Genomic DNA, 14166 nt, shown 5'->3' with positions numbered 1-14166 from the left:
CCCCACATGTTCGTACTCGACCTCCCCGAAGACGACCGCGACCTCAGCCCGCACACCGGATACACCCGCGCCCACTGGGAAGCCGCCGCCGACGGACTGCTGCGGGCCGCGCTCCGCTTCGCCACCCCCCACCACGGGCTGCTCGACCTGCCGGGGCCGCCGTCCCGGTCCGGGGTCCGCTCCGACGGGCTCGAAGGGTTCGCCCGCACCTTCCTGCTCGCCGCGCTCCGCGGCGCGGGCGCCTACGGCAAGGACCCGCACGGCTTCCTGGAGCGCTACACCGAGGGCATCGACCACGGCACCCGCACCCCCGGGCGGGACGACGCCGAGTCCTGGCCGCTCATCGGACACCACGGGGTGCAGGGGCAGCCCATGGTGGAGTCCGCCTCCATCGCGCTCGGGCTGCGCCTGACCGCGCCCTGGACCTGGGACGCGCTGCCCCCCGACGCCCGGGACCGCACCGAGGAGTGGCTGCGCGGCGCGCTGCGCCACGCGCCCGCGCCCAACAACTGGTACCTCTTCCAGCTCACCGTCGCAGGCTTCCTGGAATCCGTCGGACGCGGCGACGCCGAAACCGCCCGCGCCATCGACCGCCCGCTCGGCCTGCTGGACGGCTGGTACCAGGGGCAGGGGTGGTACTCCGACGGCGACGGGCGCGCCTTCGACCACTACAACGGCTGGGCGCTGCACATGTATCCGCTGCTGCACGCCCATCTCGCCGAGGACCGCGCCCTCCTGGACCGCCTCGGCCCCCGCCTCGAGGAGTTCCTCGACGGCTTCGCGCTGCTCTTCGACGCCAACGGCGCGCCCATCCACCACGGGCGCTCCCTCACCTACCGCTTCGCTGCCGGAGCCGCCGTGGCGCTCGGCGCGCTCACCGGCCACACCCCGCTCGCACCCGGCACCACCCGCCGCCTGCTCAGCGGCGCGCTCCGCCACTTCCTCGACCGCGGCGCCCTCAGCCCGGACGGCATCCTCGGCCTCGGCTGGTACGGGCCGCACGCCCCGACCGTGCAACGCTACTCCGGACCCGCGTCGCCGTACTGGGCGTCGAAGGGCTTCCTCGGCCTGCTGCTCCCGGCCGACCACCCCGTGTGGACCGCCCCCGAGGAGGCCGCCCCCGCCGAAGGGCCCGACCGGGCGCTCGCGCTGCCCGCCCCCGGGCTGCTCGTCCAGACCACCGCGAGCGACGGTCTGGTGCGGCTGCACAACCACGGCAGCTGCAAGGTGCGCCCCTGGGAGGCGGAGCGGCCACCCGCCGAACCCCTCTACGGGCGGCTCGCCTACTCCACCCGCACCGGCCCCACCAGCGCCGACAACATCCCCGACAATCACATCGCCCTCCAGATGCGCGGCGTACGCAGCGACCGGCTGCGCATCGAGCCGCTCGCCGCGGGCCCCGGCTGGCTGGCCTCCTCCCACACCCCGCTCTTCCCGCCCGGCGGCCCCGTCCTGCCCGCGGCGCGCCTGGACAGCCTGACCCTGGTGCGCGGCAGGCTCGAACTGCGGGTCCACCGCACCGTGAACATCCCCGCCGGGACCACGGTCCACCACACCGGCTGGGCCATCGCGCTGCCCCCGGGCGCGGCCACCGAGACCGACGCCACCGACGGGGCACCCGAAGTGTCCCTCGCCGGGGCGGAGGTCACCGGCCAGCTCCTCGGGCTGCACGGCTGGGACACCTCCCGTACGGTACGGGCGCCCCGGGGCACCGCGTACGGAACCTGGGCCCTGGTCCCCGAACTGACCGGCACCGTGGGCGACGACCCGTCCGGCACCCTCTTCGCCGCGCTCGCCTCGCTCACCGGCGACCCCGGGCCGGCCCCGCTCACCAGGCTCGCCGCGGTCGACGTCAGCGGGCACACCGTCACCGTGCGCTGGCCCGACGGGATGCGTACCGTCGTGGACTTCGGCGACGGGGGCGCGGACACCGTCCCCACCGTGAGGGAGGAGACCACGTGAGCCGGCTGGGCATCTGCTCGGTCACCCTTCGCCACCTCGACCCGCCCGCGGTGATCTCCGCCGTGGCCGGTGCGGGCCTGGAGTGCGTCGAATGGGGTGGCGACGTCCATGTGCCCCCGGGCGATACGGCCGCCGCCCGGGCGGTGCGCGCGGCCACCCTGGACGCGGGGCTCGCCGTCGCCTCGTACGGCTCGTACTACCGCGCCGGGCACACCGACCCGGGGGAGTTCGACGCCGTGCTGCGCTCGGCCGTGGCCCTCGGGGCGCCCCGGGTGCGGATCTGGGCGGGCGTCACGGGCACCGACGCGACACCGCCCGAACGGCGCCGGGCGGTGGTCGAGGACACCCGGCGTGCCGCGGTGCTCGCGGCGGACGCGGGCGTGGAGCTCGCGTACGAGTTCCACCGCAACACGCTCACCGACGGCGCCGCGCACACCCTCCGCCTGCTCGACGAGGTGGACCGCGCGGAGGTGCGCACCTACTGGCAGCCGCCGGTCGACCTGCCCGACGCGGAGGCGCTGACCGGGCTCGATGTGCTCGGTGGCCGGGTCGCCGCCGTCCACGCCTTCTCCTGGTGGCCCGGCACCACCCGGCTGCCGCTGACCGCGCGCGCCCCGCTGTGGCGCCGCGCGTTCGAGCGGCTGAGCACCGAGGACGCCGCCCCCCTGGACGTTCTGCTGGAGTTCGTCCCCGGGGACGACGAGCGGCTGCTGCCGCGGGAGGCGGCGACGCTCCGGGCCCTCGCCGCCGTGTGACCTCCGCGGGCCGGGTGCGGGCGACGGATCAGCCCGCACCCGGTGAGGACGCCACCGGTGAAGACGCTGCGCCCGGTGAGGAGCCGAACGCGCCGTTCTCCTCGATGGTGCCGCCGAACTCGCTCCGGAACGTCTTCATGTTCTTCGTCGGCGACGACGACAGTGCCCAGCGGTTGCCGACCAGATAGACGCCGCCGTACATCTGCGCGGTCTCCAGCCAGTCGCGCTGCGCCTTCATGCTGATGAAGTCGAGGAAGAGGAATTTCCCCTTGGAGTTGCGGCAGACCGCCTGCCGGTAGTCGTCCACCTGGGTGGTGAAGTCCGGCTTGCAGCCCGCGGACTTCGCCAGCTGTTCCACCCGCGCGGGTTTGGGCGCGGCGCTCGCCTCGCCGCCCGGCCCCGCCGTCGCACTTTTGCCCCCCTTGCCGCCCGTCCTGGCGTCCGTCGCTCCGCCGCCGTCGCCGCAGCCTGCGGCCAGCAGCACGCTCGCCACCGCCAGCACCGGAGCGATGCGCCGACCGGGGCGGCGCCGCGTTCTGACCGGGTGGGGTGAAGCTTCCATCAGGCTCCCTCTCGTTCTGGTTCGGCCGGGGCGTGCGCACACCGCTGCGTACCTCACGCCCAGGGGTACGGACGAGCGGAACGGGTTGTTCAGTGCGCCGTACCCATTGACACCTGACGTCCAGCAGGTATGTTCTGGCCATCGAAAAATGACTTCCGGATTACGGAAAGTAATTTCCGTCTTTCCGGAGCATATGAGGCGGACGGTGCCGAGGTGATCCTCCCGACCCGGATCGGCAACGTCCCCGACATCGCGGCACACCACCCTCGGTGAACCGCCCGACGAAGAACTCCCGCTCGTCCCCCCCGGAGCGCCCGATGACCTCACCGACGCCAGGGCCCGCCCGGCCCGATCCCCGCCTCTACAACGAAGACCTCGCCCCTGCGGCAGAGCGCAAGTGGGGCACGTACAGCATCTTCGCGCTGTGGATGTCCGATACCCACGCGATCAGCAACTATGCTTTCGCCGCCAGCCTCTTCGTGCTCGGCCTGCCCACCTGGCAGGTCTTCCTCTCCCTGCTGGCCGGCATCACCATCGTCCACTGGTTCATGAACCGCATGGGCCACGCGGGCCACCGCACCGGCGTCCCCTTCCCGGTCCTGGCCCGCGCGAGCTGGGGCGTGTACGGGGCCAACATCCCGGCGCTGATCCGCGCGGTGATGGCCGTCGCCTGGTACGGCATCCAGACCTGGCTGGCCTCCGAGGCCGTCGTGCTGCTGGGCATCCAGGTCGCCCCCGGGCTCGCCGCGTACGACCACAACTCCTTCCTCGGTCTCTCCACCCTCGGCTGGATCGCCTTCCTCCTGATGTGGGCGCTTCAGGCGGTGCTGCTCACGCGCGGCATGGAGTTCATCCGCAAGGTGCAGGACTTCGCGACCGGCCCGGTCGTCTGGCTGGTCATGCTCGCGCTCGCCCTCTGGCTGTTGGTCAAGGCGGACGGCGACATCTCGCTCACCGCGAGCCTCACCGGCCTCAGTGGAGGCGAGCAGCTGCATCAGAGCCTGATCGCGGTCAGCCTGACGGTGGCCACCTTCCTCACCCTGGTGCTGAACTACGCCGACTTCGCCCGCTTCACCCCCGATCACCGCTCCTACCGGCGCGGCAATCTGCTGGGGCTGCCGGTGAACTTCACCGCCTTCGCCCTCGTCTCGGTGCTGATGACGGCGGGCACCATCTCCGTGTTCGGTCAGGCGATCTCCGACCCGGTGCAGGTCATCGCGAAGATCGACAATCCGGTGGTCACGATCGTCGGCGCGATCTCCTTCGTCATCGCCACCGTGGGCATCAACGTCGTCGCCAACTTCGTTTCCCCCGCGTACGACTTCGCCAACCTCGCCCCCAAATACCTGAACTTCAAGCGCGGCGGCATGCTCACGGCGGTCCTCGCGGTCGTCGTCATGCCGTGGAAGCTCTACTCCAACCCCGTCGTCATCCAGTACTTCCTGGGCGCCCTCGGCGCCTTCCTCGGCCCGCTGGTCGCGATCCTGCTCGTCGACTACTACTTCGTACGGCGCGGGCACATCGACATCGATGCGCTCTTCTCCGCCGACACGGCGGGGGAGTACCACTACCGCAAGGGCTTCAACCCGGAGGCGATCATCGCCTTCGTCCCCGCGGCGGCCGTCGCCGCGGTCCTCGCCCTGGCGAAGGCGTTCAAGGACGTCGCCCCGTTCTCCTGGGTCTTCGGTCTGGCCGTGGCCGGGGTGATCTACTACCTGCGCGCCGGGAAGACCCGCAAGGGCGGCGAGCCGATGGCGGACGGGCTGATCCGGTCGCAGTCCGTGAAGAGCGCGGCCTGACGCGTTACCGGGGACGCGGCGGCATGGCGTGATGCGGCGTGGTGTGCGGGAATACGGCGAGATGGTTTAGCGTTCAACCAGACGTCGGTGGCCGACCGACCGCTGAACACCCGCAGGGAGGAGAGCGTCATGCCCGCCGTGACCGTCGAGAGCACCGTGCAACTGCCCCACATCCCCGCGCCCGACCCGCAGACCGCCCCGCCGCGCCCGGTCCGCTCGGTGACCGGCGCCCCGCGCGGCTTCGAGGGCGAGGGCTTCCCGGTCCACCGGGCCTTCGCCGGGGCCTCGCTGCGCGATCTCGACCCGTTCATCCACATGGATCAGATGGGCGAGGTGGAGTACGCCCCGGGCGAGCCCAAGGGCACCCCCTGGCACCCGCACCGCGGCTTCGAGACCGTCACCTACATCATCGACGGCCAGATGGAGCACCAGGACTCCAACGGCGGCGGAGGGCTGATCGCCGACGGCGCCACCCAGTGGATGACCGCCGGTGGCGGCATCCTGCACATCGAGACGCCCCCGGAGCACCTGGTGGTCTCCGGCGGTCTCTTCCACGGCATCCAGCTGTGGGTGAACCTGCCCCGCGCCAACAAGTGGAACCCGCCGCAGTACCAGTCCATCGAGGGCCCGCAGGCCGCGCTGCTCTCCTCGCCGGACGGCGGGGCGCTGGTGCGCGTCATCGCCGGAGAGGTGGCCGGGCGCCGGGGGCCGGGCGGCACCTTCACCCCGATCACCATGATCCACGCCACCCTCGGCCCGGGCGCCCGGCTCGACCTGCCCTGGCGCCCCGACTTCAACGCGCTCGTCTACTCCCTGTCCGGACGCGGCACGGTCGGCGCGGAACAGCGCCCGCTGGACGCGCACGAGCTGGCCGTCTTCGGTCAGGGCGGCTCCCTGAGCGTCGCCGCCACCGAGCGCCCGGACAGCCGCACCCCCAACCTCGACGTGCTGATCCTCGGCGGCCGGCCGATCCGCGAGCCCGTCGCGCACTACGGCCCGTTCGTGATGAACACCAAGGCCGAGATCGCCCAGGCGGTCGAGGACTTCCAGAGCGGACGCCTCGGCGTGATCCCGGCCGGGCGGATCCCGCACACCGGCGGCGACGGCGGGGGACAGAACTAGGGAACGGGACGTACGGTGTCCGCAGTGTGGCTGACACCGTACGTCATCTGACAGCTGTCATCTGCTCCTTGTCGCATGCCACTTGATAGTCGTCATCTGTCGGCCGTCAGCCGTCAGCCGCGATCCGTCATCTGTCAGTCATGAGCCGACAGCTGCGCACCGCACACCGTCGCCTGCGCACGGGCGGCCAGGGTGCGCCGGTCGTCGGTCCCGCGCGCGGGCAGCAGCGGCGGGTGCGTGTGCACCCGCACCGTGAGCCCGGTGGCGCTGGCCACCCGGCGCAGCGAGGTGCCGAAGTCGTCCTCGCCGACGAAGGCGGCCACCGTGGTCGGTGCGCCGTGCTGGACGTAGTCCAGCGAGACCGGCCGCACCGGGGCGCCCGCGTCGAGCGCCGCCTGGAAGGTGGCCCGCCGGAAGCTGCCGCCCGTTCCTGCGCACCAGGTGACGCCCTGCGGGAAGACCATCACCGACTGGCCGGAGCGCAGCCGATCGGCCATCTCCCGGACGCGGCCGGGCAGTTGGCGCAGGGAGCCGCGGTCGATGAACATCGTGCCCGCCCGCTTCGCCAGCGGGCCGACCACCGGCCAGGTGCCCACCTCCCGCTTGGCCAGCATGACCACCGGCTCGACGGCGAGCAGCGCGATGATGTCGAGCCAGGAGATGTGGTTCGCCACCACCAGGGTGCCGGTGCGGCCCGGGGCGCTGAGCGTGCGGTCGCCCGCCACCTCGAGCCGGATGTCCAGCGCGTCCAGCATCGCCGCGGCGGTCGAGCGCAGCGCTTCCGGGCCGCCGATGCGGTCGCCGCGGAGCAGCGCGCTCATGATCGCCCGGCTGAACGCCGCGTAACGGCGGGCGATCCGGGTGGCGGGCAGCCGGTCCGCGGCGTGTGACACGCAGCTGGGGGAGCACGGCGACCAGGCCGCCCACGCATGCGCCGGAAGGTTCGCGTCGACGCTCACCGGCACGGTCACCGGGACTCGCCGAGGAAGTAGCGGCGGTAGCGGTCGTTCATCCGCTCCGTGTCCAGCAGGACGAAGAAGTCGGCGTCGTTGAAGCTCCGGTCGTGCTGCGGGGAGCCGCACATCCAGGCGCCGACCCGCAGATAGCCGCGGAGCAGCGGCGGCAGTTCGGCGTAGCTGGGCCGGGCGTCCAGCGTCTGCGTCGGAACCCACGGGTCGAGCGGGTGGACCCGCAGCTCGGGCGGGGCGGCGTGCTTGGTGGTGCCCAGCAGCCAGGCGTTCGACGCGGCCTGTTCGCCGTCGCCGAGCGGGACCGAGGCGCAGCCCGCGAGGTAGCGGTGGCCGGACAGCAGGACGTAGCGGGCGAGACCGGCCCACATCAGGTTGATGACCGCGCCCGAGCGGTGATCGGGGTGTACACAGGCCCGGCCCGCCTCGACCATCGAGGAGCGCACGTCCTCGGGGAGCCCCCGCAGATCGAACTCGGTGTCGGAGTAGAGACGCTCGCTGCGCCCCGGGGGCAGTAGCCGGTAGGTGCCGACCACGGTGTCCGTCGCGGTGTCCGTGACGATCAGGTGGTCCATGACGTCGTCGAACTCGTCCACGTCACGGCCCGGGAAGGGTGAGGTGAGCACCCCGCCCCGTTCTTCGCCGAACACCTGGTAGCGCAGTCGCTGCGCGGCGTGGATCTGCTCCTCGGTATGGGCGATGGAGGTGACGTACGAGCTCGTGGAGGCCGCAGCCGGGGACGTCGTGAGCACGGACATTCCTGTTCTCCGTTCAGGGGACCGTCAGGAGCGGTGACGACACCACTCTTGCTCCGGCTCCGAACGGCACAGTGTCCGCGTGGTGATTCGACGACTGCCAGCCGATGACGAAAACATGCCGCAGGTCGAACGGCGAGGTGTTATAGAGCGCCGTGCGGTCCCTGAACCCCGCGATCCCCGGGGAGCGGGAAGCCGAGCGCCCGGGCCGCGGCGGCCGGGGTGGGCTGCGACCAGTGGTCGGCGACGGCCTGCGCGGACGAGAGGGAGCGGGTTTCGGCCAGATCCAGATAGAGCACCCCGTCCAGATGGTCCGTCTCGTGCTGGACGATCCGGGCGGGCCATCCGGTGAACTCCTCGTCCAGCTCCCGCCCCGTCTCGTCCTGCCCGCGCAGCCGGATCCGCTCGGGCCTGCTGACCACGGCCTGCCAGCCGGGGACGCTCAGGCACCCCTCGAAGAACGCCGCCCGGGCGTCGCCGACCGGTTCGTACGACGGATTCACCAGCACCCGGTACGGCTGCGGCACCCGGCCGCGCGCCTCGCGCACCTCGGTCGCCACCTCGGCCGGGTCCTCGATCACCGCGAGCCGCAGCGGCACGCCGATCTGCGGAGCGGCCAGCCCCACCCCGGGAGCGTCGTGCATCGTCTCGCGCATCGCCCGCAGCAGCCGGTCCAACTGCCCGCCGGGCAGCTGACCGTCGTAGGGGAGGGCCGCTTCCCGTAGGACGGGGAGACCGGCGGAGACGATGGGGAGCGGACGGCAGCCGTCGAGCAGCTCTTCGACCAGCTCGGACAGGGAGGTGGTGGGCATGGGGACAGCCTGACAAGGAGGCCGGTCGGGGGCAATCCATCGGGCGGGCGGCGGCCCCCGGAACGGGCAGTTCGATGCTCACGATCGGACAAACGGTGAACCCGATGCGGGCGCGCTCCGTACCCGCCCGTGAGCCGCCGGGGAATCCCACGCCTCCGCGGCTCATCCGGGTCCTCCCGAGACTCGGTTCGCTGCCGCTCCGCGGTGTCTGTCCCCGTTTGTGCACGGCGGAGCGGCAGCCCCGGCCAGCTCCCGGCCGGAGGCGAACCACCGGCGGCCGCGGAGGCCCTGGCCTCCGCGGCCGCCGGTGCGTCGCCCCGCGCTCAGCCGCCCCGCTCAGCCGCCCGCGCCGCCGCGGCCCTCCGCCTCTCCGGCCCCTGTGCCTCCGGCCCCCGCGGCGTCGGACTGCACGGCCCGGGCCTCGGGCAGCAGCTCGCGGATGTCGTTCGGCAGGGCGCCGTACACCTTCTCCATCAGCTCCGGGTCCACGGCCGAGTCCAGCACCTCGAAGAAGGCGCTCGCCTCCCGGATCGCCTCCTCCTCGGTACTCCCGGCGCGCCAGGCGATCCGGCCCGCGAAGCCGGTGAGGCCGAACCGCTCACCGTGGTCACGGTGGTGCGCCCGCTGCTCCGGAGAGCCCTCGTGGGATGCGGTGACCCGGCGTATCGGCTCGGCGGCCTCCGCGGGCAGCTGCGCCGACAGATGATCGGCCAGCCCGCCCGGAATGCGCTCGGCGAGCGTTTCGAGCGTCGCGCGCACGGTCCGCTCGGCGGCCTGCCGGTCGGGCAGCTGCGCCCGGGCCTGGACCTGGCCTGTCAGTTCTTCGTAGCGCATGATCGGCGCTCCTCGGATCGGGTGTGCCCGGCGTCCCGCGCCGAGTGCCCGGGGTCGCCCCGGCGAATCCTCACTCCGGTTCGCGGGAGGCGAGCAGCGGGCCCAGGACCCGGGTGCCGGGGCCGGTGCGCCCGCCGGGGCCCGGCAGCTGGGTGGTGTTGTGCACGGTCAGCGGATCGCCGCAGTGCGCGCACGCGGTGACGGGGGCGGTGTCCCGGCCGCAGGTCAGGTGGTGGACGCGGGCCGGTGCCCCATCCGTGCCGGCGCACCAGCGGTCGCCCCAGCGCATCAGCGCCAGCAGCACCGGGTACAGCTCCTCGCCCTTCTCGGTCGCCCGGTAGTGCTCGCGCGGCGGCCGTTCCTGGTAGCGCTCCTTGCTCAGGACGCCCTCCTCGACCAGCCGGGCCAGCCGGGCCGCCAGCACCTTGCGCGAGATGCCGAGGTCATGGGCGAGGTCGTCGAACCGGCCGACCCCGGTCAGCACGTCCCGCATGATCAGCGCGGTCCACGCGTCGCCGAACAGATCGGTGGCGCGGGCGATCGAACAGGCCACATCGGCGAGCGGAGTACGGGTCATGCCCCGAGCCTACCTGAGTTCCCTCGGGGAACCCAGAGTGCTAGGTTCCCTCAGGGAACCCATCGGTTGGACGAGGGAGAAGAGCATGGCCGCCGCCCCGCGCATCGAGCTGGACGCAGACGAGCCCGACACCGTCGACGGCCGCCAGATCAGGGCCGTCGCCTTCCAGGAGTGCCGCATGGCGTACGTCCGCGGCACCCTCGCGGCCCTCGGCCGCGCCCCGGACGGCCGCCCCGCCCTGGTCATGGGCAGCGGCCGCGGGCTGCTGGCGCGCGGGCTGGCCGGGCTCGGCTTCGACGTCACCGCCGTCGACCCGTCCGCCGCCGCCACCCGCATCGCCCGCGCGGCGCACCCGCACGATCACCCCGCCGTCGCCTACCGGACCGCGCCCGCCGAGGAGCCGGGCCTCGCGGACGCCGCGTTCGACCTCGCCTATTACGCGGACACCTTCGAGATCACCCCCGATCCCGACCGGGTGCTGGCGGAGGCAGCCCGGCTGCTGCGCCCCGGCGGCGTCCTCGTCTACGACACCGTCAACCGCACCCCGCTGTCCCGGCTCGTCTACCTCGGCGCCTTCCAGCGCCTCCCGCTCACCCGGATCATGCCCACCGGCCGCTACACGGCGGCCCGGCTGCGCACCCCCGCCGAACTAGCTGCCGCCCTCGACCGGCACGGCCTGCGCGAGGAGGACATCTGCGACTTCCGGCCCCGGGATCCGCGCGGCCTCATCCGGGCCACCGTCGCCCGCCGCCGCGGCCGGATCACCGACGAGCAGATCCCGCCGCTGGCCGATTTCGTACTGGCCCCGGACGCCCGGCCCCGCGTCACCTACCTCGGCTACGCCCTGAAGGGCTGATCGCGGCGGCTGAACGCGGCAGTGCGCGCGTTCCGGCGCACACTGGCACTGTGACGGGAAAGCGCAGCGCCGGGATCCTGCTGTACCGCGGGACGGGCCCGGCCACCGAGGTTCTGCTCGGCCACATGGGCGGGCCGTTCTGGGCCGCCAAGGACGAGCACGCGTGGTCCGTGCCCAAGGGGGAGTACGAGGAGGACGAGCTTCCCGAGGCCGCCGCGCGGCGCGAGTTCCAGGAGGAGCTGGGGCTGCCGCCGCCCGCGGGCGACCTCCGTCCGCTGGGCACCGTACGGCAGACCGGCGGCAAGCTGGTCACCGTCTGGGCCCTGGCGGGCGACCTCGACCCGGAGCGGATCACACCCGGCACGTTCGCCATGGAATGGCCGCGCGGGTCCGGGCGGACGCGGGAGTTCCCCGAGGTCGACCGGGTCGCCTGGCTGGACCTCGGCCGGGCCCGTACGAAGATCATCGCGAAGCAGCAGGTCTTCCTCGACCGGCTCGGCGAACTGCTCGACGGGGCGGCCGGGACACGCTAGCGGGAAACACGGTGGTGGGCATGGAGAACGTGAGGAGTTCCGAGTACCTGCCCCGGCTGCGCCTGGACGAGCTGCTGGAGGAGCTCCAGGTGCGCATCGACGCGGTGCGCGGCACCCAGGACCGGCTGCACAGCCTGCTGGAAGCGGTCCTCTCGGTCGGCCGCGAGCTCGATCTGCGCCAGGTGCTGCGGCGGATCGTCGAGGCCGCGGTGGTGCTGGTGGACGCCGAGTACGGGGCGCTGGGCGTGATCGGCGACGATCAGCGGCTGGCCGAGTTCCTGCCGGTGGGGGTCGGCCCGGAGCAGCGCGCGGCGATCGGCTCGCTGCCCGCCGGTCACGGCATCCTGGGCGAGCTGATCCGCCACCCCGAGCCGCTGCGGCTGGCCGAGCTGTCCGAGCACCCCGCCTCTTACGGCTTCCCGCCCGGCCATCCGCCGATGCACTCCTTCCTGGGCGTGCCCATTCGGGTGCGGGACGAGGTGTTCGGGAACCTCTACCTCACCGAGAAGCGCGGCGGGAAGGAGTTCGACGGCGAGGACGAGACGGTGCTGTCCACCCTCGCCGTGGCCGCCGGGGTCGCCATCGAGAACGCCCGCCTGTACGAGGAGGCCCGGCACCGCCAGCACTGGCTGGAGGCGAACGCCGAGGTCACCAACAACCTGCTGTCCGGCGTGGACGAGACCGGGGTGCTGGAGCTGATCGTCGACCACGCCCGCCGGATCCTCGCCGCCGACCTGGGCGTGCTGATGCTGCCCGTCACCGGCTCCGACTCCCTCCAGGTCGCGCTGGCCTCCGGCACCGACGCCGAGGCGCACCGCGGTCTGGTGCTGCCCCGCGAGGGCACGTTCGCCGGTGCCGCCTTCACCGCGTCCGAGCCGGTCACCAGCACCGATGTGGCGAACGACCCGCGGATCACGGTCGGGCCCCAGCGCTGGGACGGCCTCGGCCCGGCCGTCGCGGTCCCGATGCGCACCAGCGACGGGGTCGGCGGCGTCCTCTCCCTCGCCCGTACGGAACGCAGCCCCGCCTTCACCCAGATCGAGACCGACACCCTGCTCGGCTTCGCGGGCCAGGCGGCGATCGCCATGAAGCTGGCCGAGCGGCGGCGCGACGCCGAACAGGTCGCCCTGCTGGAGGACCGCGACCGGATCGCCCGCGATCTGCACGACCTGGCCATTCAGCGGCTGTTCGCGGCCGGGATGACGCTCCAGAGCACCCTGCGCTTCGTCCAGCACCCGGAGGGCTCCGAACGGCTGCTGCGGGTGGTGGACGACCTCGACGACACCATCAAGATCATCCGCTCCACGATCTTCGGGCTGCGCTCCCACGAGGCGGGCCCCGCGGTGCAGGGACTGCGGGTCCGTACCGCCAAGACGATCGAGGAGGCGGTGCCCGCGCTCGGCTTCACCCCCGCGCTGCGCACCGAGGGACTGGTCGACACCGATGTGCCGCGGCCGGTCGCGGACGACATGGTCGCGGTGCTCGCCGAGGCCCTGTCCAACGTGGCCCGGCACGCCCGGGCGCACGCGGCCGAGGTCACGCTGATCGTGAACGGCGGACGGCTGACCCTGACCGTGACGGACGACGGCGTCGGCATTCCGGACGGCGGCCGCCGCAGCGGCTTGCGCAACCTCGCGGAGCGCGCCGAGAAGCTGGCCGGGCGGCTGGACCTCACCGCGCCCGCGGACGGTGGCACCCGGCTGGTGTGGTCCGTACCGCTTCCGGACCGCTGACGCCCGGACCGCCGATGCCCGGACCGCTGACGCCCGGGCCCAGCCGGATCAGCATCTGCACATGGCCGGGCGCGCGCCGCCCATCGCTCAGCGCCCAGCGCAGATCGGACCACTCCAGCGCCTGGTGCAGCAGCGAGGCCCGGATGCCGTGCGCCGTCGCCAGCAGCAGGACGTGTTCCAGCGCCTGACCGGCCCGCAGCCAGTCGGCACGCCGGTCATGGGCGGTGGTGAGCACGGCGATCGTCTGTCGGCCGCTCCCGCGCACCCGGCCGCCGCCCGGCGCGTGCTCGCGGCGGTCCTCGGCGGTGCGCCGCTCGGCCTCCGCGGTCAGGTGCAGCAGTCGCGCGGTCTCCTCGGGGCCCGCCGAATACAGCGTCGCCCCGTCCCCGCGTGCGGCCTCGGCGAACACACCCAGCTCCGTCGGCGGCAGCCGCCGCCCAGGGAACGGGAACCGGCTGCCGGGCCGCCGCCAGATCATGTCGTACAGGCCGTCGGGGTGCGGGGCGGTGCCGCCGCGCGGGGACACGGCCAGCCCCACGGTGGCCAGCAGGTCCGGCTGGGAGCGGTGCGGCAGCAGCCGTACCACCGGCTCCCAGCCGAAGTGGGCCACGGCCACGCGCAGATTGCACACGGCGGCTCCGGCGGAGACGCACAGCGCCCGCCCCATGGGGTCGGCGTGCCGCAGACCGCGGTCCGGGGCGGCCCGGACCTCCAGGGTGACGGTGTCCGGGTTGAGCCGGTACCGCCATGGCTGGGCGTGGAGCATCGACGGAGCGGCGACCGCGGCGGAGATCAGCTTCTCCAGCGTCGCCGCGTCCAGTACTGCGGGCTCCATGATCTTCTCCTCGCCGGGCGGGCCGGTCACGGTCACGGTCGAATGGTCGAATGGTCGGAGGGG

The 14166-nt window shown here is 73.2% G+C and carries 14 protein-coding genes; 7 read left to right on the top strand and 7 right to left on the bottom strand.

Features of this window, described 5'->3' with window-relative positions:
* Positions 1-6: 6 nt before the first annotated feature.
* Complete coding sequence (locus tag LCH29_RS32485; protein ID WP_446465272.1) at positions 7-1962, top strand: DUF2264 domain-containing protein; 1956 nt, start codon at positions 7-9, stop codon at positions 1960-1962.
* Positions 1959-2717 (top strand): sugar phosphate isomerase/epimerase family protein, encoded by a 759-nt coding sequence (locus tag LCH29_RS32480; RefSeq protein WP_446465271.1) that lies wholly within the window; start codon positions 1959-1961, stop codon positions 2715-2717. Before LCH29_RS32485 ends, LCH29_RS32480 begins: the two co-directional genes overlap by 4 nt.
* A gap of 28 nt (positions 2718-2745) precedes the next feature.
* On the opposite strand, the gene LCH29_RS32475 is transcribed toward LCH29_RS32480, so the two are convergent.
* Positions 2746-3279, bottom strand: coding sequence for a hypothetical protein (locus LCH29_RS32475; protein ID WP_446465270.1), 534 nt, complete (start codon positions 3277-3279; stop codon positions 2746-2748).
* 317 nt (positions 3280-3596) lie between these two features.
* On the opposite strand from LCH29_RS32475, the gene LCH29_RS32470 reads away from it, so the two are divergent.
* On the top strand, positions 3597-5078 hold the full coding sequence (locus tag LCH29_RS32470) for an NCS1 family nucleobase:cation symporter-1 (RefSeq protein ID WP_446465269.1): 1482 nt from the start codon (positions 3597-3599) through the stop codon (positions 5076-5078).
* Between the two features lie 129 nt (positions 5079-5207).
* Positions 5208-6200, top strand: coding sequence for a pirin family protein (locus LCH29_RS32465; RefSeq protein WP_446465268.1), 993 nt, complete (start codon positions 5208-5210; stop codon positions 6198-6200).
* 134 nt (positions 6201-6334) lie between these two features.
* On the opposite strand, the gene LCH29_RS32460 is transcribed toward LCH29_RS32465, so the two are convergent.
* The 5 genes from LCH29_RS32460 to LCH29_RS32440 form a co-directional block, all read right to left on the bottom strand.
* Positions 6335-7093: a lysophospholipid acyltransferase family protein gene (locus LCH29_RS32460; RefSeq protein WP_446465267.1), complete on the bottom strand. Its 759-nt coding sequence runs from the start codon at positions 7091-7093 to the stop codon at positions 6335-6337.
* Between the two features lie 74 nt (positions 7094-7167).
* Positions 7168-7926, bottom strand: a complete 759-nt coding sequence (locus LCH29_RS32455; protein ID WP_123107641.1) for a GNAT family N-acetyltransferase — start codon at positions 7924-7926, stop codon at positions 7168-7170.
* A gap of 140 nt (positions 7927-8066) precedes the next feature.
* Positions 8067-8735, bottom strand: coding sequence for a peptide deformylase (locus LCH29_RS32450; RefSeq protein ID WP_446465266.1), 669 nt, complete (start codon positions 8733-8735; stop codon positions 8067-8069).
* A gap of 336 nt (positions 8736-9071) precedes the next feature.
* Entirely contained in the window at positions 9072-9569 is a 498-nt protein-coding gene (locus LCH29_RS32445) for a DUF2267 domain-containing protein (RefSeq protein WP_446465265.1), read from the bottom strand.
* 70 nt (positions 9570-9639) lie between these two features.
* The gene (locus tag LCH29_RS32440) at positions 9640-10146 is read right to left on the bottom strand and encodes a winged helix-turn-helix transcriptional regulator (RefSeq protein ID WP_446465264.1); all 507 of its coding nucleotides are present in this window, start codon (positions 10144-10146) and stop codon (positions 9640-9642) included.
* Positions 10147-10231: 85 nt separating this feature from the next.
* On the opposite strand from LCH29_RS32440, the gene LCH29_RS32435 reads away from it, so the two are divergent.
* The 3 genes from LCH29_RS32435 to LCH29_RS32425 are packed head-to-tail and all read left to right on the top strand — an operon-like array spanning position 10232 to position 13268.
* Entirely contained in the window at positions 10232-11002 is a 771-nt protein-coding gene (locus tag LCH29_RS32435) for a methyltransferase domain-containing protein (protein WP_446465263.1), read from the top strand.
* 50 nt (positions 11003-11052) lie between these two features.
* Complete coding sequence (locus LCH29_RS32430; protein WP_446465262.1) at positions 11053-11535, top strand: NUDIX domain-containing protein; 483 nt, start codon at positions 11053-11055, stop codon at positions 11533-11535.
* Between the two features lie 20 nt (positions 11536-11555).
* The gene (locus LCH29_RS32425; RefSeq protein ID WP_446465261.1) at positions 11556-13268 is read left to right on the top strand and encodes a sensor histidine kinase; all 1713 of its coding nucleotides are present in this window, start codon (positions 11556-11558) and stop codon (positions 13266-13268) included.
* Here the strand turns inward: LCH29_RS32425 and LCH29_RS32420 are convergent.
* Positions 13207-14103 carry a hypothetical protein gene (locus tag LCH29_RS32420; protein WP_446465445.1) on the bottom strand — a complete coding sequence of 299 codons (897 nt, stop codon included), beginning with the start codon at positions 14101-14103 and terminating at the stop codon, positions 13207-13209. The two genes, LCH29_RS32425 and LCH29_RS32420, sit on opposite strands and share 62 nt — an antisense overlap.
* Positions 14104-14166 lie beyond the last annotated feature (63 nt).

The organism is Streptomyces sp. BRA346 (assembly GCF_052851135.1).
The sequence above is the reverse complement of the archived record's forward strand: the minus strand, read 5'-3'. Positions and strand labels throughout refer to the sequence as shown.